Source organism: Photorhabdus sp. RM322S, from assembly GCF_042879395.1.
Taxonomy (GTDB): domain Bacteria; phylum Pseudomonadota; class Gammaproteobacteria; order Enterobacterales; family Enterobacteriaceae; genus Photorhabdus; species Photorhabdus khanii.
On record NZ_JBHFKW010000028.1, the window covers coordinates 42793 to 62686 of the forward strand.

At 41.2% G+C, this 19894-nt stretch carries 18 protein-coding genes and 2 pseudogenes; 10 read left to right on the plus strand and 10 right to left on the minus strand.

The window, feature by feature from the left end; all coding sequences use genetic code 11:
* Positions 1 to 83: 83 nt before the first annotated feature.
* From hcaR to ACGF63_RS16270, 3 genes are all read left to right on the plus strand, one after another.
* Positions 84 to 962, plus strand: a complete 879-nt coding sequence (gene hcaR / locus ACGF63_RS16260; RefSeq protein WP_036837382.1) for a DNA-binding transcriptional regulator HcaR — start codon at positions 84 to 86, stop codon at positions 960 to 962.
* Positions 963 to 1079: 117 nt separating this feature from the next.
* A complete protein-coding gene (locus tag ACGF63_RS16265; protein WP_036837381.1) occupies positions 1080 to 1979 on the plus strand; it encodes an alpha/beta fold hydrolase in 900 nt (299 codons plus the stop codon).
* 69 nt (positions 1980 to 2048) lie between these two features.
* The gene (locus ACGF63_RS16270; protein WP_152962119.1) at positions 2049 to 2831 is read left to right on the plus strand and encodes a fumarylacetoacetate hydrolase family protein; all 783 of its coding nucleotides are present in this window, start codon (positions 2049 to 2051) and stop codon (positions 2829 to 2831) included.
* Here the strand turns inward: ACGF63_RS16270 and ACGF63_RS16275 are convergent.
* The 8 genes from ACGF63_RS16275 to upp form a co-directional block, all read right to left on the minus strand.
* Positions 2793 to 3758, minus strand: a complete 966-nt coding sequence (locus ACGF63_RS16275) for a pseudouridine-5'-phosphate glycosidase (protein ID WP_152962120.1) — start codon at positions 3756 to 3758, stop codon at positions 2793 to 2795. The genes ACGF63_RS16270 and ACGF63_RS16275 overlap by 39 nt on opposite strands.
* Before the next feature lie 101 nt (positions 3759 to 3859).
* Positions 3860 to 7732, minus strand: coding sequence for an amino acid adenylation domain-containing protein (locus tag ACGF63_RS16280; protein ID WP_152962121.1), 3873 nt, complete (start codon positions 7730 to 7732; stop codon positions 3860 to 3862).
* A 604-nt stretch (positions 7733 to 8336) separates the two neighbouring features.
* Positions 8337 to 9515, minus strand: a complete 1179-nt coding sequence (locus ACGF63_RS16285; protein WP_036847344.1) for a questin oxidase family protein — start codon at positions 9513 to 9515, stop codon at positions 8337 to 8339.
* Positions 9516 to 9542: 27 nt separating this feature from the next.
* Positions 9543 to 9980, minus strand: a complete 438-nt coding sequence (locus ACGF63_RS16290) for a DMT family transporter (protein WP_036847347.1) — start codon at positions 9978 to 9980, stop codon at positions 9543 to 9545.
* Positions 9980 to 10456, minus strand: coding sequence for a DMT family transporter (locus tag ACGF63_RS16295; protein ID WP_036847350.1), 477 nt, complete (start codon positions 10454 to 10456; stop codon positions 9980 to 9982). Before ACGF63_RS16295 ends, ACGF63_RS16290 begins: the two co-directional genes overlap by 1 nt.
* A complete protein-coding gene (locus ACGF63_RS16300; protein WP_036847354.1) occupies positions 10453 to 11121 on the minus strand; it encodes an HAD family hydrolase in 669 nt (222 codons plus the stop codon). The genes ACGF63_RS16295 and ACGF63_RS16300 overlap by 4 nt, the downstream gene beginning before the upstream one ends.
* A 39-nt stretch (positions 11122 to 11160) precedes the next feature.
* Positions 11161 to 11385, minus strand: a complete 225-nt coding sequence (pptA, locus tag ACGF63_RS16305; protein ID WP_036847357.1) for a tautomerase PptA — start codon at positions 11383 to 11385, stop codon at positions 11161 to 11163.
* Positions 11386 to 11438: 53 nt separating this feature from the next.
* The gene (gene upp / locus ACGF63_RS16310; RefSeq protein ID WP_036847360.1) at positions 11439 to 12095 is read right to left on the minus strand and encodes a uracil phosphoribosyltransferase; all 657 of its coding nucleotides are present in this window, start codon (positions 12093 to 12095) and stop codon (positions 11439 to 11441) included.
* Between the two features lie 613 nt (positions 12096 to 12708).
* Between upp and ACGF63_RS16315 the strand changes: the two genes are divergently transcribed.
* From ACGF63_RS16315 to ACGF63_RS16335, 5 genes are all read left to right on the plus strand, one after another.
* Positions 12709 to 13464 carry an FNR family transcription factor gene (locus ACGF63_RS16315; protein ID WP_132354857.1) on the plus strand — a complete coding sequence of 252 codons (756 nt, stop codon included), beginning with the start codon at positions 12709 to 12711 and terminating at the stop codon, positions 13462 to 13464.
* Positions 13465 to 13645: 181 nt separating this feature from the next.
* Positions 13646 to 13837: a DUF5397 family protein gene (locus tag ACGF63_RS16320; RefSeq protein WP_132354856.1), complete on the plus strand. Its 192-nt coding sequence runs from the start codon at positions 13646 to 13648 to the stop codon at positions 13835 to 13837.
* Positions 13838 to 14026 carry a hypothetical protein gene (locus ACGF63_RS16325; RefSeq protein ID WP_240042326.1) on the plus strand — a complete coding sequence of 63 codons (189 nt, stop codon included), beginning with the start codon at positions 13838 to 13840 and terminating at the stop codon, positions 14024 to 14026.
* Positions 14027 to 14101: 75 nt separating this feature from the next.
* Positions 14102 to 15496 carry a DUF6880 family protein gene (locus tag ACGF63_RS16330; RefSeq protein WP_387632062.1) on the plus strand — a complete coding sequence of 465 codons (1395 nt, stop codon included), beginning with the start codon at positions 14102 to 14104 and terminating at the stop codon, positions 15494 to 15496.
* Between the two features lie 65 nt (positions 15497 to 15561).
* On the plus strand, positions 15562 to 15855 hold the full coding sequence (locus tag ACGF63_RS16335) for a regulatory protein RecX (RefSeq protein WP_387632064.1): 294 nt from the start codon (positions 15562 to 15564) through the stop codon (positions 15853 to 15855).
* 149 nt (positions 15856 to 16004) lie between these two features.
* On the opposite strand, the gene nadS is transcribed toward ACGF63_RS16335, so the two are convergent.
* Positions 16005 to 16289 carry a NadS family protein gene (gene nadS, locus ACGF63_RS16340; RefSeq protein ID WP_132354853.1) on the minus strand — a complete coding sequence of 95 codons (285 nt, stop codon included), beginning with the start codon at positions 16287 to 16289 and terminating at the stop codon, positions 16005 to 16007.
* Between the two features lies 1 nt (position 16290).
* Positions 16291 to 16455, minus strand: a pseudogene (locus tag ACGF63_RS16345) (type II toxin-antitoxin system RelE/ParE family toxin); the annotation flags it as partial.
* A gap of 185 nt (positions 16456 to 16640) precedes the next feature.
* On the opposite strand from ACGF63_RS16345, the pseudogene ACGF63_RS16350 reads away from it, so the two are divergent.
* Together ACGF63_RS16350 and ACGF63_RS16355 are read left to right on the plus strand one after the other, a co-directional pair.
* Positions 16641 to 17200 (plus strand): annotated as a pseudogene (locus tag ACGF63_RS16350) (recombinase family protein).
* A gap of 3 nt (positions 17201 to 17203) precedes the next feature.
* A partial coding sequence (locus tag ACGF63_RS16355; protein WP_387632067.1) for a Tn3 family transposase occupies positions 17204 to 19894 on the plus strand: 2691 nt, incomplete at its 3' end.

Genomic DNA, 19894 nt, shown 5'->3' on the forward strand with positions numbered 1-19894 from the left:
AATGCTATTAATAGATTAATAATTTGTGAAATACATTGTTTGTTTAAATTGAGACTTTTTTTCGATATGTAGAGGAAACGGCAATGGAATTAAGACACTTACGATACTTTATTGCAGTAGCAGAAGAATTAAACTTTACTAGAGCCGCAAAAAAATTGCATACCGCACAACCTTCATTAAGCCAGCAAATAAAAGATTTAGAAGACTATATTGGATCTACATTATTAGAAAGAAATAAACGCAGAGTTTCTTTAACCAAAGCCGGGGAAGTTTTTCTCCAACAGGCCAGGATTATTCTTGACAATGCAGAGAAAGCAAAAAAAATGGCACGCAGAGCAGCACAAGAACAAATTGTGCTTACCATTGGATTTGTCCCATCAGCAGAAGTTAAGGTATTACCTGAAGTTATTCCAGTGTTTCGTCTTTCTCATCCTGAAGCAAAAATAGAACTTATTAGTTTATTTAATCCAAGACAAGAAGAGAAATTACTGCAAGGTGACATTGATGTCGCTTTTATGCGGCCGCCAATAAAGAGTGATTCCATTGATTTTAAAGTTATTCTTAATGAACCACTGGTAGTACTGATGCCGGCTAATCATAGGCTAAGATACTGTGAGAAAATTTCAGTCGATGACTTACATGGTGAGAACTTTATTATTCCTGATCCAACACAATCCGGTATATTACAACAGATTATAGAAAATTATTTTGCTGAACATAATGTCTCACCGAATATTATTCAAACAGCTAACAATATGTTATTAATTTTAAACATGGTCAGCCTGAATTTAGGATGTGCAATAGTACCATTCTATATTACCAGTATCATGACCGACGCTGTTGTTTGCCGGCCATTATCTGGATATTCACCGACAATAGAGTTAATAATGGCATGGCGAAAAGACAACACATCAGAATTATTATCACATTTAATAGATATTGTTGAAAATAAATATCTATAGAAATTAAGTATAATCGTTTTTACATTTCAGATTAGACATATTAAGTATTAGTTAATATTGCTTGATGTCGTTATATTAACATTAAATTAACCTGAAAAAAATAAGGGAAATATTGTTATGTCAACGACAAACCGTCAACATAAACCTGTACAACCTGAGTTACGATCGCTTTGGTCAGCCATTGCTGGTGGTGAAGTTCATTTGCACCATATTAATGTAAAAGGGATAAAAACCCGCGTACTTGAAGCTGGCAGCGGCCCTGAAACCCTGATTTTCTTGCACGGTATTGGTGGTCATCTGGAAGCCTATATGCGTAATGTTCTGCCTCATGCTGCACATTTTCGCGTACTGGCAATTGATATGTTAGGACATGGTTTCACTGATAAACCTATCCGCTCTTATGAAATTATCGATTATGTAGAACACTTGCGGGATTTTGTCGAAACATTAAATCTGAAAAAAATTCACCTTTCCGGTGAATCTTTAGGTGGATGGGTCGCCGCCCGCTTTGCGGCAAAATATCCACGATATATTCGCCGTCTGGTGCTGAATACCGCAGGAGGGATGATTGCCGATCCAAATGTGATGGAACGCTTGCGCACTCTGAGCCTGAATGCAGTGAAAAACCCAGATCGGGAAACCACCCGCAAGCGTCTTGAATTCCTGATGGAAGATCCTGCTATGGTGACAGAAGACCTGGTTGAATCCCGTTTTGCGATTTATCGTCAGCCGGATATGTTATCTGCAATGGAAAACATTATGTGCCTGCAAGACATGGATACCCGCCTGCGTAATCTTCTGACCGAAGATGAGCTGGCAAAAATTCAGGCCGAAACTCTGGTGCTATGGACAACTCACGATCCAACTGCCGCGGTTTCCGTGGGCCAGAAACTTGCCGGACTTATCAAAAACAGCCGTTTTGTCGTGATGGAAAAATGTGGTCACTGGCCTCAATATGAGGATCCAGACACGTTCAATCGAATTCATATCGATTTTCTGCTAAACGGCAACAAATAATGTCGCTTACAGACGAGTGATATTCCTCCTGGAATATCACTTTTGTCGCCTGATCAGGAGCAACAACCAATGAATAACGTGATAAACTATCTTGGCGAAAAATTGTTTCAATCATGGCGGAATAATCAGGCCATCACCCCGATTTCTGATGAATATCCAAAACTGACATTACACGATGCTTATCTCATCCAACAAAGAGTCATTTCCCACCGTCTGGAAACAACTAATGAACGAATTGTCGGTAAGAAAATTGGTATCACTAGCCAGGCAGTGATGGATATATTGGACGTAGATCAGCCAGACTTTGGCATTCTCACCTCAGATATGTATTACGAAAATAATGCCACTGTGCCCATTGAACAGTTAATTGCGCCGAAGGCTGAAGGTGAAATTGGCTTTATCCTGAAACGCAATTTGCGTGGTCCAGGTATTACCGCGGAAGATGTACTGCAAGCAACAGCTTATGTTGTACCCTGTATCGAAATCGTCGATTCCCGTATCCGTGATTGGAAAATAAAAATCACGGATACGGTTGCTGATAATGCCTCATCAGGTTTATTTGTTATTGGTAACGGCACCCGTCTGCCATCAGAAATTGATTTGGCTGCCATTACTATGACACTGAAAAAGAACGGTAAACTGATTGATACCGGCATAGGTGCAGCCGCATTTGGGCACCCTGCCAACGCCGTTGCCTGGTTGGCGAATATGCTGGGAATGCTGGATACGACGCTACGCCAGGGAGAAATTATTCTCTCAGGTTCCCTTGCCACAATGGTATCGGTTAATGCCGGTGATCAGTTGAAAATCAACTTACTGGGCCTGGGATCTGCCGGGATAAATTTTGTCTGAAAATTTATGAATGGCGTGGGCCACCGCCAACTTTCCAGCAACATTTGCTGTATTAACTAATACAGCCATATTAGCTTTCGCCGAGATCCCATTGGTTTCTCGGTCAATCATTCTCATCAGATACTTTGTCAACGAATTACCAACAATATTATTCCTCTTAGCCTCTAATACCGCACCTTGTATAATCATATCAATCTTTTGACTATCTATCGCATCCTCTGTCTTGGTTGGTGTCGTAATTAATATCCCTTTCCCTCCCGGCAACATCCAATTTATTTCAATCGCTTTGGCAATTACGGCGGGATCATCAAGACGTTGTGGACTTTTGAATCCGCTGGAACGACAGTAGAATGCAGGAAAATCATCCGACTGATAGGATATGATTGGCACATTCCATGTCTCCAGAAATTCCAATGTTAATCCAATATCGAGGATATTTTTTGCGCCAGCACAGACCACAGCAACACGGGAACGCGTTAACTGAGTCAAGTCTGCTGATATATCCATACTCGTCTCTGCACCTCGATGTACTCCACCAATCCCCGCAGAACAGAAGAATTTAATACCCGCTATTTCTGCTGCAAGTATTGACGATGCCACTGTTGTCGCCCCCATCCCGCCACTCGCTAACACGACCGGAATATCCCGACTCGTGACCTTTGGAACATGAGATGCGGTAGCAAATTTCTCAATTTGTTCATCTGACATCCCAATCAGAAATTCACCATTATCTATTCCTATCGTTGCGGGAACTGCCCCACTTTCACGAACAGCCTGCTCAACATGCTTAGCTGTTATGACATTATCAGGGTAATCCAAGCCATGTGTAATCACATTGGATTCCAGAGCAACAACAGGTTTTCCTGATTCAAGCGCGTCTTTTACTTCACAGCTGAATTTAAGTGGAACGCTATGACTGATATTCATGTTATATACCTTTTAATTCTCTTGATATTATCTACTAAATATAACATTAGAGATAATATATCTATTAATATCTACTTATTGAATCTTACGGATTGTATTTATTACTGGTAATTTAAAAGCGAGATTATTTTCTCAATCTCAGTCACACCTTCATTTTCCAACAGTTGATAGTGATCCGATATCAATTCAATTATTTTAGGTGGTGTTGATGAAAACACGCCAGATTTTTCGATAAATGAATCATTATCTTTATTCGCCTTGAGAATAGTTATAGGTGCCTTTAGATATCTGTGATAAAGCTCATCAATACTGTACTTGAAATCATAAGTCAAAGTCACAATCCTAACGATACGTTTTACTAATGATGGCTCCAAGTTTTTAAAACGACTACATATAAAGTTAATAAATGTCGCTTCACTATTCACCTGTTCTAAGCAAGTTTTAACCATTGGGCTACTGATTGAACGAGCAAATACAGAAAAAAGTATTTGAACAAAAGCCGGATTAGTAAATTCAGCGCCTTTATCATGATATTTCTCTTGCTTCATGTGAAGATGAGGCGATCCCGGTGCTAACAAATTCAATGCCTTAACTTCTTCTCCGGCTTGTTCAAGCTGGTACGCAGCCTCAAATGCTACCCGGGCACCAAATGAATATCCCCATAATGTATAGGGCCCTTCTGGCTGTATTTTCTTTATCTCTTTAATATCTTCCTCTGCCATTCTCTGGATAGAAGAAAACGGTATTTCACTCTCGTTTATCCCATATGCCTGTATTCCATAAAATGCCCTGTCGGGAACCACTTTATTAGCCAGCAACCTCAAACTCATAGGATATCCGCCCAAACCCGGCCAACAGTAAATTGGGTCCTTGCTTGCCTGATTCAATAAAATTAATCTTGATATTGTTTTTGCATCGGCTTGCTCAATCCATTTAGCCAATTCTTCTATATTGGGAGATTGAAAAAGTATTTGTAGCGGAAAACGAATATTAAAGGCCTCATTGATCTTATTAACCATAGCAACAGCCATCAAAGAATTACCTCCACTCTCGAAAAAATCATCGTGTGCAGATACTGAATCCCATTTCATCACTTCCATCCAAATTTTTCCAAGCCTCAATTCAGTCTCTGTCCGTAATGGCACTAATGGTCTCTGTGTTGAGATATCCTCCACTGCTTTAGATTTTGACAAAGACGGGTAATCTACTTTTCCATTGGCCGTCAAAGGTAATTTATCAAAAACTAATACCTTATTTGGGATCATATATTGAGGGAGTTGCTGATGAAGATCATCTTTAATGATCTCAACTGGCCCTTTCATATGAACAACATCTTCTTTCATACCTTCACAAGTGTATTGCTCTTGGCTAACACTCCCGCCTATACAGAAATAAAATGCCGCCATAGGTTTATCAAGCGCATTCAGAATAGATCGCATCCTTTTCGCCGAAGGTAAATCGTTATTGCTCTCTGAGCTGTAACCAGATGACATTAATCCAATACACAATTGATTACTTTGCAACGCATGTAATCGACGACCCAATGTAATATAATAATGCCATTCAGGGACACAACGTGGAATAATTGACACACCAAAACTGGAACGATCATAAACTTGCTGATTAATCGCGATAACATCCTTTTTCCGAACAATATCATCACTTACTCGCACAAATTCCCCGTTAGAAAAGTGATATAAACCACATGGCATCTCAGGTATTTTATTAGCATGTGTTTGCAAATAAAGATCGGTATCAAATGGTGGTAATCTATTTTCATAGCGACATATTTCAAATGCACCAAGGTAATAATCCTGAATATTACCATCATACCAATCAGGACAGGCAGCTTGATATTCACTTTCACCAATACCCAAGCCGATTTCCGGTAATATATCGTCAAAGAGCCCCATCATATGACCCGCTTCCATTTTCAGAACTTCTTGTATGTTGTTCTTATAAACGGGCTCAATAGCTTCACGCTTTCCAATAAAATGTACTTTTATCATTGGCTTTTGCCGACGACTCAATGTTGAAATTTTTATTAACTCATGAGTCACAGGATGATAATAGTAAATCCCCGCATCCAAACCGAGAACATGATGCAATTCAAAATACATTTGAGTCGCATAGAGAGCACCCGGTGAAGCATAGGCATATTTTGGCAATAAACGTTGATGACTGGTAAACTGACCAAAATAACGCAACACATAGCCGAAATCTTTAAGTGTTAAATGATTCAGTGGCAAAGAGCAAATTTCACGCTGCTGAGTGGTTGTCAGCAATGTTTTTAGTTTCTCTACCGTTATTTCTGTCCCCTCAAAATAGCGATATGTCTTGCGCCCAAAGACATATTCTCTTTGTTTTATCTCTCCTTCTTTATAAGGCAGTAAGATTACAGGACGATTCTCACACAATTCTTCACTCCGACAACCAGAATTAGAAAGTTGAGCTTTCACCTGGAGTTTATTGGTTTTTGATTTGTGATGTGAGCTACTATTACCTTGATCCATCAGCGCGGCTTCTTTTTCATCCAATTCCACACATGCTATGAGATTTTGGAAACCCGTTCTGGCATCTTTCTTAATTAACATTGCCGCTGTTTTTATCCAGCTATGTTCTTCAATCGCATGACGTATTTCATCAAGCTCAATACGATAACCTCGTAACTTGACCTGGCTATCAACCCGACCAACAAAATAAGTATTACCATCGGCCCCTCTGGTCACGAGATCTCCCGTTCGATATAACCACGGGTATTTAGTTTCGGATGCAAGATGATTATAAATAAATTTATCTTTTGTCATTTCTGGCTTATGCAAATAGCCACGTGCTAACTGAACACCCGAAATATAAAGCTCGCCAATTTCACCCACCACCACAGGTAATCTATTCTCATCAAGAACGTAGTATTCTGTATTATCTACAGGTATACCAATTGAAATAGATGTTTGATAATTTGGCAAAGTTTCATTTGTCACCCGGAAATACGATGAATTAATCGTACATTCTGTTGGACCATATAAATTGATTAATTCACAGTGAGTAAAACTATTCAAAAATTGAGCGGCTAATTTGGTTGTCAGCGCCTCTCCTCCACTGAATACTTGAGTCAGTGATAAGCAATCCAAAAAATTGGGATTATCTAGTAACGCTTGCAGTAAAGTAGGAACACATTGCAAAGTTGTCACTTGATGTTGAAGAATTGTTTTAATAATCGCATCCGGATCGCGATAGCATCCTACAGGGCCAATAATCACTTGGACACCTATTGCAGGCGCTAAAATTTCCCATTGAGCAGCATCAAAACTCATTGGCGTTTTCTGCAAAATTCGAGAGTGCTTGCCTAAGCTGAACGCTTTTGCAAGAAATCTCATTTGATTCACAATACTGTGATGCTCAATCATAACTCCCTTTGGTTTACCCGTACTACCAGAAGTATAAATAATATAAGCCAGGCTGGTTGGGTTGGGAACTCGAGCCGTATTGAGAATATCTTCTATTGTTCGTGTTTTTATCGTCAGAGCGACATCTTCCGGTGTGATAATTAATACTGATTTTGGTGCAATGTCCTGCAACTGTTCTTTTAAATGCGATTGGGTAAAAATCACATCAATGCCAGAATCTTCTATCATATATTTGAGGCGCTCAGCTGGATAGTCAGGCGATAAAGGCAAATAGGCTTTATTCGCTGATAAAATACCCCACGCACCACAAATTAAATCTATAGAAGGATCACAAAAAAGCCCAATACTCACTGAATTTTTTGAGCTCATTTCTGATAGACAATATCCAATCTCTTTCACTTTCAAATAGAAATCAGCGTAATTAAGCGATTGTTCTTTATCAATAACAACATATCCATCTGCCTGGTACTTTAGTTGACTTTCAAGCATATCCATCAATGTTATTGCGTCTTCTTTAAGGCAAACATCAGTGATTAAATCACATTGTTTAATATTATTTTCTAACATTTTCAGTTACTTTATATAATAATGAAGTAAATATCGCCGTAGTTAAAAATGACATTTTATCTACGAAATTATAAGTGTCTTTTTGATCATGATTGATGACTTATATTTTATTAAAATCATTCAATTAATTAAATTCAACAAAGACACACTCTTCGAGGCAAATAAATATCCTTGCCAATTACTATAAGTAATCTGGCATTCGTATAAGACAATACCTTAAAGATTATCTAAAAAATTAATTTATTAGATGATGAATTCAAAAAATTTAAATTATGATTATTCAATACTCTCCGCAAATAAAACGGTTATTATTATCCCCGGTAATTCCGGATCATTTATTTGTGATTTCGTGATAAGATACATCTATCAAAATGCACCTCATCACGATACGGAATTATCAATTAATTAATTCATTGTTCTTTAAATATTCCAATATTAATTGAGAGACAAGAGAACACCTTTCCTTATCGTCATAGTTCATCCATACTATTTTCTCAATCTCCGATGACGCTCTTATCTCTCTAAAGCGTTTTTATCTTCTTCCCCAACGTCCCTTTTACCCCCCTGGAATATAATATTTTAATAAAACAATAGAGCCAGTTTATTATTCAATCGGTGCTTCTTCGAAAGAAGGAGGAAGCAAAGGTGTGTTTGTAAATTGATTTGCGGCTGCCCTATAAAGGGTTAAACCATATTTTTTCCACAATTGATTCATGACATAAACCAGTTTCGGGTTATGTTCTTCTTCTTCCTCTAATGCCCTGGCAATAATATGCGACCACTCCTGTTCCCAGACAGAATAAGTCATTTCGTCTTGCCTGAATGAATAAGCCTGATTAAGCGCAGAAAATTTAGCGGGCTTCGATAAATCAGTTGTTGAAAACAGAATGCACAACATACCAACCCAGTAACATTTAATAATATTTTTACTTTCTTCAACAGGTAAACGTGAAGCGATATTTTTCATTGCAAACAATGAGGTAACCAAATGAAGAAACAGAAAATCACCGGGTTTAGCGAGATAAATCAATGTGATGACATAGAATAACTGAGCCCAACTTTCTTCTACATCTTGTGTCTCAATCCAAACCGGCAAACGATATATTTCTGGGTGGCCTTGCATTAAGATACGCGCAATACGATATTGAAGTCCCGATCTCTTTAATTCAGGATGTATTAAATCGGTATCGGCCAGATTTTCATTATTAACCAACGAATTCACCCAATCGGTCAATTCTACTTTCCTTTCCTCCCACAGCGTTGACATTCTCAATATAGAATCAAAAGCATTCTTGTCGTTTAGAGAATTATCAATAAACGCTCTCTCTGAATGACAAGGAACAGAGGAGAATGCCATGTAAGCAAGCCCTTCAATAATCATCCAAGGATGATCGACATCCAATGCCCAACCTAAATGAATGGTACCGTGAGTTAATGCACCAGCCCATCCAGACAAAAGCGTCGGCATATATTCTTGCAATACCTGTTCAATCCCTTTCTTTTTAATTTCCTCTTCAAAATAATCACAGTAAGAAGAATAACTTGTTCTTTTGCCTAAGAAATATTTCCAATTCGCACTGTCTATCACATGCTTTAATGTTTTAGGGGGTTCAAGCCCCATACCATAGGGCGTCAATTTAGCATAATTATCATAATAGTCTTTAATTCTATCCGCACTGATGCCCAAGCCATGCAGCGCTATAACAGCATGTTTAACGTGGTTAGTCAGGTGACCGTTAAATTCAATATGATATGAACGATCATTAAGTAGTTTGTTAATCATTTTTTTACCTTATTGTTGATGCTATTCTTATTTTGACTCAGTTGTTTTTCTAGTTAAGTAAATTCCTACTAACACAAACAATACTCCAACAATCTTCACTAACCCAGGAGTAATCCCCTGATATAACCAATCAAGCAGTACCGCTGATAACATTTGCCCGGCAATAACAAGGATGGCGGCATTCATCGCCCCTAGTTTAGGGAAAATATAGCTACTGACTGCTACAAACAGAGCGCCAAACACCCCACCCATATAAGCCGCTGCTGGAATAGAGTCAAAATCCCATTCATTCCATTGCCAACTCGATAAAAGCGTTAATACCACTGTTAAGAGAAAAAAACCACCGATATGATTCCAAAGTGAAGCACCAAAAGAACCTATCGAGACACTTAATTGCCCATTAATCGTCCTTGTTGCCGCTATAAATATGCCATTTAAAAAGGCAACAAAAATCAAACTCAACATTAGTTGCTTCCCCCAAACAGAATTAACATACTGCCAAATAGAACAAAGAAAATAACATATAAATCTTGTATCACTATCTTTCTTTTTTTTGTTCTTAAAAACCCGAAATGATCAGCAACCAGACCAAAAAGTATTTGCCCAACTAACCCTAATGAAATTGTACTAGATAATGGTAGCCCACCATTAATAGCAACAGCCGCTAACACAACGGTAAGCGCACCAGGAATACCACCAAGATAAAACCATATAGGAATATTCGATTTCTTATGTTTCTTTTCGTCTGTTTCTTTTTTAGAAAAGCACTTAGCCACAATAATAAATAATATCAAAGCAACAATCGTACCAATACCATGAGCTACCCATGATGCAAAAAAGGGTGTTGTACTTTCCGACAATATACTATTGGTGTAAATCATCAATGTCAGTAGACTTCCACCAATAATTGCCAATAAGATATTTCTTATCGTATTAATCACTTAAGTATATTCTCCTCAATAATATGGCATACGTCATAAAAACAATTAGCAATCCAAGTTGGCCTGGCTTCTTCCAACATACCGACACTATGTATACCATATGTCACTGCTATTGATCGCATGCCAGCTGCCCTTGCCATATAAATATCGTGAGTGGTATCACCTACCATAACAGCCATCTCTGGTACAGCACCGTAATATTCCAAAATTTTCCTTCCTGATTCTGGATCAGGTTTAGGTTTTGAAACGTGATCAGCACCAATTATCCGGTCAAACACAGCGTCTATTCCCGCAGCCTCAAGTAATGCTGTCGCACTTGCGGTAAATTTGCTGGTCGCTACCGATAGTTTTATATCTTTTTTATTTAAAGCGATTAATCCATCTTCAACACCAGGAAATAACAATTCCTTTGCTTTTGGCAGAATACACCGACGATACTGCAATTGATATTGTTCAACAGCTTTAGAGATTAACGCCTTTTCAACAGATATATTTAAGAGCGTTGCAAATGCTTTCTCTAAAGGCAGACCAATTGTAGCGCGAATGTTTTCATCTCCTACTAATGGAATGTTAAATACCTTAAAAACAGCATTGAACGTTTCTATTATTGCTCGAGAAGTATCAAACAATGTACCGTCTAAATCGAAAATGAGTATTTTATTCATTAAAAATATCTTTAAAAGATCCTCAGTTATAAAAATAAATTAATAATTTGGCAATTTAATCAACAAGGTTTCTTTGAGTTTAATTTCAGGGAAATAAACCTCTTCATTCCATTTTTCTTGTTCGATCGGCTCTAATGAAATGGAAATAACCTCTTCTCTACAACCAAACATCTTTGTTACCACCTTTGTCAATTCTAAAGATAAGATATCTTTATCTTCTTGTGAGAGGTGAGCAGGAAAATGTTTTATATTAATATGTGGCATATGTCCTCCTTTCAATTCTAAAAGAGAATTACTCTAATTTTGTTATATCGCATTCAAGATGGTTTATAAGTTCCGAAATATCGATCACCAAAATCACCAATGCCTGGATTCATAAAAGCATCTTCATTAAGTCCATTTTCAATTGAAGAAGTAACCAGTTGAATTTTAGGATATGATGTCATGATTCTATGAAGACCAACAGGAGAAGAAAGAAAATTAACAACAATAATATTCTCTTCAGGTACGCCTTTTTCTTTTAATAAATCGATAGCCTTAGCTAATGATCCGCCCGTCGCCAACATAGGCTCAAAAAGTAAAATAGCTCTCTCTGCAATATCATCAGGTAAGTTCGAATAATAATAATGAGGCAGTTTTGTCAATTTATCTCTTTGAATAAGAATTTTTCCCGCTGGGGAATCAGGATACATTTTTCTATATTCGCCTTCTATGCTTTCTCCGGCACGTATTATCGAAACACCACAAAGTTTAGTATTTAAAACAGTTCCATTATAAATATCCCCAATGGGGGTTTGAATATGATGAGAGGTATAGGGTAGCAATTCAGATGCTGCCTCTAATAATAATCGAATAATACGATCAGAGTAAAACACAAACTCCGATTGTTCGGCATTACGATTACGCGCTTTTGTATGCAAAGAAGTCAAATACTGACTTTTCGGTAAAACATGTACGTTATTATAATTATCCATTATAACTCCAACTAATATTTATAGATAAATGTTATTCAGTTGTGTTTGATCTAAAATAAACTGGTGATAATCAATGTGTCTATTGAGATCATCCACATATCGATTAAAAGATAAACTCTCATATCCATTCTCTTAATGCAATAGGCCGAATCTACAGAATATTTTATATACTACTACTTTATTATTTAAATAGTTGTATTTAGCAATAAAATCAAAAATAGGCTCTTAAATTCAAGCCTTATTTTCAGACTTGTCTTATTTCTCTATAAACCTTTATATGGAACCATAATCTGACTTGTCAGAAAAATAAAAAATGGATAGATTTTAAAAGATAATTGCTATGGAGAACGGAAAAATAGAGCTTGGCATAGGTGGATAAAGCGAGAACCCCTTTGCCAGATTCAATTCAAGCCGCTGATATTGAATACAGTCTTGCTATGGCAATGACCGAACATCAACTTTACGCAATGTAATAATTTCTTATAGTCAATATATTAAGATAGTACATTTTCCCGAATAAATCGCAGAAAACTATTATAGCTCTTACCAGAATCATCAACAGATGCTAAAGTTGAACTATATCAATATTCCTAATTTCTAATGAGCATGCCATATGATCCAGGAAAAACGTGTTATTCGTCGAATCCAGTCTGGTGGTTGTGCGATCCACTGCCAGGATTGCAGCATTAACCAGCTGTGCATCCCTTTCACCCTGAATGAACACGAGCTTGACCAGCTCGATAATATCATTGAGCGTAAGAAACCTATCCAGAAAGGGCAAACTTTGTTTAAAGCAGGAGATGAGTTGAAATCTCTTTATGCTATCCGTTCTGGCACGATTAAAAGCTACACCATCACCGAAGAAGGTGATGAACAGATCACAGGTTTCCATCTCGCAGGGGATTTAGTGGGTTTTGACGCCATCCTTAATACTCAGCATCCAAGTTTTGCTCAAGCCTTGGAAACATCGATGGTTTGTGAAATTCCGTTTGAAACACTGGATGACCTGTCCGGTAAAATGCCTAATCTTCGCCAGCAAATGATGCGTTTGATGAGTGGGGAAATTAAAGGCGACCAAGAAATGATATTGTTGTTATCCAAGAAAAACGCGGAAGAGCGATTAGCCGCATTTATTTATAACCTCTCCCGTCGTTTCGCTCAACGGGGTTTCTCACCAAGAGAATTCCGTTTAACCATGACTCGTAGTGATATTGGTAATTACCTTGGTCTGACTGTTGAAACCATTAGTCGTCTGCTTGGACGCTTCCAGAAAAACAATACTCTCGGCGTAAAAGGTAAATACATCACTATTGAAGATATGGATAAACTGGCCGACTTAGTCGGGAAAAAATCTGTTTCAATTACCTGATGTTAAAACCAGATTATCCGTCAATCTCCTTTCTACCTCGTCTTGAGGAGGATGGAAAGGAGGCAGTTTTCCCGCTCAGCGGCGGACAACATTGAATGGCGTGGCATATGACCTGCTTGTTCTTGAAACAATATTCTCAAAATACTACACTATCAATAAATTTTAATAATGAGGAACGGTCATGATAACGACACCGTCTGTACCTGTTGGCACGATAAAAAGCTTTGGTGCGTTTGGGCCAAAATATGAAGTAGGGAAGCTGCTCCGTCCATTAGAGGATGGTGACTGGATGATAGAAGTCGTCTTGGTAGAAACGGGTGAGAAAACCGAATACCGTCTGGCCCACGTTAACAATGACCCCAAGGCCGCTTGAATGTACGGTTTTAGACACGTTCAGGGCAGTCGGTATGTCAGCGAAGACGAAAACATGGCCCAGCTTTTTGTAGCGATCCAATCCCTCAAAGCCCAATCGTGGTTTCCTCCCTCAGTGCGTGACATTCGCGCTTTCAGAATTGAACAATGGTCTGTTCACAGAATAAAGGCGGCAAGTTCATCTTGTTAATCCGGGATGATTTATGCCTGAAGAGGCAAATAACACGCCCTTGCGTTTCATACAGCCTGCACCAGGAGGAGTTTCATGGCATCGTTAACAAAAAAACAAACCGCACAGCTTTCAGAGATGAGTCATGACGTGTTGCTCAATACCATTCATGACCTGATACAGGATAATAAACAGGCCAAGACCACACTGGTGAATGGGTATCTGTTATCGGCATCGGAGGTGCTCAAAGCCGTTGAGAAGGAGTACGCCCGCCGCGCCAAAAGCAAACGTTTTTATGATTACTACGACGCAGATGCCTTTTTTGACGAGCTGACACGCAGTATGGCTAACCCCCTTATGGGGGTCGCCCACTTGCTCCCCGAGCAAGCGGAAAGTCTGAGCGTAAAAATGATGCTTGAGTTCGAAAAGTTCACCGGGAACGTAGACACCTCCAGCGGGAGTTGGATGGACTACTACACCGTTCTGCTGGATGCGTGGATGAAATCACTGGAAGCACAAAAAAACAGCGACCCCGTCTTCATTGCCAAAAAGATATTCACCGTTGTTGAAAGGGAATTATATTTTGGAATAGAAATCTTTAAAAGATACCGCGCCTTACTCGGTACGGATATTTTACGTGCAATCCGGGATATGTATTATCAAAAAAAACGCCCCCGAGAAGCCCTGGGTCTCAGTGTGATAATAAAAGACCTCGATTTTCTGACGATGGCGTTTAAAAATGATGAGTTTTGCCACTCCACACATTATTTTGATTATGCCAGATTACTCATGGAAGACCTGCGGGCTGATGAAGCACTTGCCGTATTAAACAGTCAACGGGATGACGATGAGGAGATCACAGATAATATCATATGGAATGAATTATTCATTCAAGCTCTGATTGAAGAAGGGAGAAAAGAGGAAGCCAAAGCCCACTGTATTGCAGCATTCACTTTTCAGTGTGATACACGTTTTTATCACCTGTACACAAAAGCCGGTGAAAAAGATGTCGATCACAGCCCCGCATTCCTGAACATAGCAAAGGGTATGGGGTTAGCGCCGTATGTTTGTTTTGCGTCAGACATCGAACGATATGATTTAATCGACTCCTGCATTATCGCCACGCCAAAAGCCAACCTCGCCGACTCGCTGGCTTATATCACACATTCATTTTTACGGACATTATCCAGCACCCTCTATAAACACGGCTATGCGCTTACGGCTACCCTGTTGCGTCGTTTTTTGGTGGAAGACAACATTCAGCAATCAAAAAGCAAATATTACAGCTATGCCGCCTCAGATATGAAAAAAGCCATCGATTACAGAGAAGGTCTGGAAGATTGCCCTCAGCTTCCGGAAACAGAGAGCTACCTCAGAACTCTCTACGAACTACACAAGCGTAAAACCGCACTCTGGCCGTTGATGGCAGATAAAATCAAGGGATTATCTGTAGGAAAGGACGGACTCCATTACAACGGAGGTATCTCATGACATCACAGGAACTGTATGACTACGCGGTGTCACTTCTGGCTAGGCGGGATTACGCATCCGGTGAGTTGACGCGGGTTCTAGGTAAGCTGACGGAAGACAGAGAGGGTATCGACAAGGCGTTGTCGCGTCTGGTTGAGTGTGGTTATCTGGATGATCACCGCCTGATAACGCACCTGATTGATAAACATGTTCGAAAGAAACATGGCCCGACCAGAATCAAACAGGAAATCAGGCAAAAGAGTTTTCCTCAGGAGTTGGTCGAGCAGGTGTTGGAGAAAGTGGATGTGGACTGGTATGCCATGAAGACATATTCTTACAAGGCACGAGAGAAGTCGAGGCCTGACCCCGTTACATACTGATATATCGGGTAGCCGGAGGTACTGCCGGCAAGTTCGGTTCTGTCGCATTAAAGGGAGCTCAGGTAATATGTGACCTTTTGCAGAGCGAACCGTGTCTTTAATTCGAAAAGCCTTAATGCGACAGAGCCGCTTGGAGACACAACTGCTAATCAATGCGTAGCCAGAGCCTTATAGAAATTAGGATTGTCTTGAATGATAGTTAACACCTTTGCCGCGAGTCCTGTCGGATTTCGACGTTTCTGCTCCCAGCTTTTAATTGTATCAATGCTAGTGCCTAAAGCCTCTGCCATCTCTGCCTGTGAAATATTCAGTTGAGCACGGATAGCTTTAACGTCGGCAACTTCGTATCGAGTCACACGCGCTGCGGCTTTATTACCTTGTTTAATTTCAACGGCTTCTTCGAGGGATGCTTTCAACTCGTCAAAAAAACTCATGTTACACCTCATCTTTTAGTAATTTTGTTAGTTTTTTCAGTTCTGCTTTTGCGGCATCCGTTAAGCTATCTTTCTTACTTTTCGGATAAACCATCACCAGATAGATAATATCTTTAGTCGCTAGAAGATAGATAACTCTGGCACTACCGCTTTTTCCCTGTGAGCCTATAGGGGTCGTTTGGCGAAAGGGAAATTAAAGTACGCTAAGCAAAAAGTGTCAGGTTAAACTATACCCTATCCTGATGTCAGGTGCCTTATGGAAAGCGTGTCAGAATAGAATCTATTTTTGAATTTATTGACACTAATCATTAAAGGTCATAAAGTCTTTCCTGACATTACACAGGGGATTTTATGACCGGACAACGTATTGGATACATTCGTGTCAGCACTTTCGAGCAGAATCCGGAACGGCAACTGGATGGCGTCAAAGTTGATCGAATTTTCACCGACAACGCTTCAGGCAAAGATATCAAACGTCCGCAACTGGAAGCGCTGATGAGTTTTGCCCGCAGTGGCGATGCAGTGGTAGTACATAGCATGGATGTCTGGCGCGAAACCTCGACGATTTGCGCCGTATAGTGCAAACACTCACACAACGCGGTGTACACATTGAATTCGTCAAGGAACATCTCTGTTTTACCGGCGAAGATTCGCCAATGGCTAATCTCATGCTGTCGGTCATGGGGGCCTTTGCCGAGTTCGAACGCTCTCTAATCCGGGAGCGTCAGCGCGAGGGAATTGCGCTGGCCAAAAAGCGTGGGGTCTATCGTGGTCGTAAGAAATCGCTTTCCGACCAGGATATTAAGTTGCTGCAACATCGGACCGCTGCCGGCGAACAAAAATCCACGCTTGCCCGGGAATTTGGCATCAGCCGGGAGACGCTTTACCAATATTTGCGGACAACCCAATAACTCATGCCACGGCGAACACTTCTTACTATTGTCCAGCAGGAAACACTACTTGCATTTCCAGGTTCCGATGTAGAGATCGCGCGGTATTATACCTTTGACGAGCGCGATTTGGCTATTATTTGCCGGCGGCGCGGTGCGCACAACCGGTTCGGCTTCGCTGTCCAGCTGTGTTATCTACGCTACCCCGGTTATGCAATGGCCGCGGCCACAACGCCGCCAGATGCTCTCCTGTCTTATGTATCGCAGCAATTGCACATCAATCCTGCTGCATGGAGCGAATACGCCCAACGGGACGAGACCCGGCGTGAGCATGCGCTCGAGTTGCAGGCGGCATTTGGCTATCGTCCATTCACAGCCGGGGAATACCGAAAGCAACGTGGTATGTTGACGGAACTGGCTCTCCAGACAAACAAGGGTGTTGTGATAGCAGAGCAATTGATCGATATATTGCGCAAAAATCACATCATTTTGCCACCTGCCGGCGTCATAGACCGTTTGTGTGCGGAAGCTCTGGCTCGCGGAACCCGCCTGTTCTACCAGCTCCTGACAGAAAGACTGGACGCCGCGCAGTGCAAAAAACTGGATAAGCTGCTCACCCCACGCGAAGGCTTACGCACCATCGTGTTAACCTGGCTGCGCCAGCCGCCCGGAGAGGCAAAGGCAAAACGCATCCTGCTGCATCTTGATCGCCTTGATGTCATTCGGGAAGTTGGTTTACCTGCCGGTATTGAGAAAATGATTCATCAGGGACGCCTGACACAACTGGCTCGCGAAGGAGTGCAAATGAGCATTCAGCACCTGCGCGATCTTGAAGAAACGCGGCGGCATGCAACGCTGGCAGCAATGTTGATCGATACTCAGGCTACCGTTATCGACCAGATACTGGATTTGAACGACAGGATCATCGGCAAGATGTTCTCTGATGCAAAACGTAAGCACGCTGAATCATTCCATAACAAGGGTAAAGCGATCAATGATAAGGTACGACTCTATTCCCGCGTAGGCCATGCTCTGATCGATGCCCGCAAGATCGGAGCTGACCCGTTTAGCGCAATCGAGGCTGTAATCCCCTGGGAAACTTTCACGCAAAGTATTACGGAAGCGGAGACGCTGGCGCAACCTGAGTCATTCGATCATCTTCATCTTATCGATGAGAGTTATCGCCAGATAAAGCGCTATATGCCGCGGTTGCTGGAAGCATTCGCATTCAGAGCGGTGCCGGTCGCACAACGAGTGCTGGATGGCATTAATACCATCAAGGGCATGAATGCGGCCAATGCCCGGTCAATGCCAAAAGGTGCGCCGACCGGATTCATTAAACCGCGCTGGGAACAATATGTTGTAAAAGATGGCGGGATAGACCGGCATTTTTATGAATTGTGTGCTTTGTCCGAACTAAAAAATGCGTTGCGGTCGGGCGATATCTGGGTGCCGGGTTCACGGCAGTTCAAAGACTTTGAGGAATACCTTCTGACGCCGGAACATTTTGCGGCGTTGCGCGATGCAGATGATTTACCCCTGGCAATTGATATAGATGGAGAGCGTTATTTACGGGATCGGCTGGCTCTACTCAGGGAAAAATTGACCGAAGTGAACCGTCTGGCTGCCACAGGTGAACTGCCGGACGCGGAAATATCCGATGAATTGTTGAAGATTAAACCGCTGGCTAAAAGCGTGCCGGAAGAAGACATCTTTGCCATGATGCCTCATCCCAAAATTACAGATTTGCTGCTTGAGGTCGATCAATGGACTGACTTTACCCGGCATTTCACGCACTTGCGAACCGATGCACTGTCAAAGAATAGGTCAGTATTGCTGACCGTGATCCTGTCCGATGCAATCAACCTGGGGCTGACAAAAATGGCGGAAGCCTGCCCGGGAACGACTTTTCACAAACTTGATACGGTTCGTGCCTGGCATGTTCGCGATGAATCATATTCTAAAGGGCTGGCCGAACTGGTTAATTACCAGCACCGATTACCATTCGCATTGCACTGGGGAACTGGCAGGACATCCTCATCGGACGGGCAAAACTACAAAGTCGGCGGGCGAGGGAAACAGACCGGGCAGGTTAATTTGCGCTACGGTTCTGACCCCGGAATCAACTTCTATACGCATATTTCAGATCAATACACACCGTACCACATCAAGGCCATCACTTCGACAATACGTGATGCAACACATGTCCTGGACGGTTTGTTGTACCACGAATCTGAGCTGTGTATTGAGGAACACTATACTGATACCAATGGTTTTACCGATCACATATTTGCATTGTGTCCACCGCTTGGCTTCCGCTTCGCGCCGCGAATACGTGATCTAAAGGAAAAAAACTTATATGTGCCTGATGACCCGAAAAATTATCCGGCGTTATCACATTTTTTAGGCGATAAAAGCATCAACCAGAAAATCATTCTGACACAATGGTCTGAATATCTGCGCCTGGCAGCGTCAATCAAACAGGGTACCGTGACGGCTTCGTTGATGTTGCGGAAGTTCGCCAGCTATCCACGACAAAACGGACTGGCGCTTGCCTTACGCGAAATCGGGCGTATCGAGAGGACGATTTTTGCGCTGGACTGGCTTCTCGACTCCGGTCTGCGACAACGGGTGACTGCCGGATTGAATAAGGGAGAGGCGAAAAACACCCTGGCCCGGGCCGTATGTTTCAACCGGCTTGGCGAAATCAGGGAC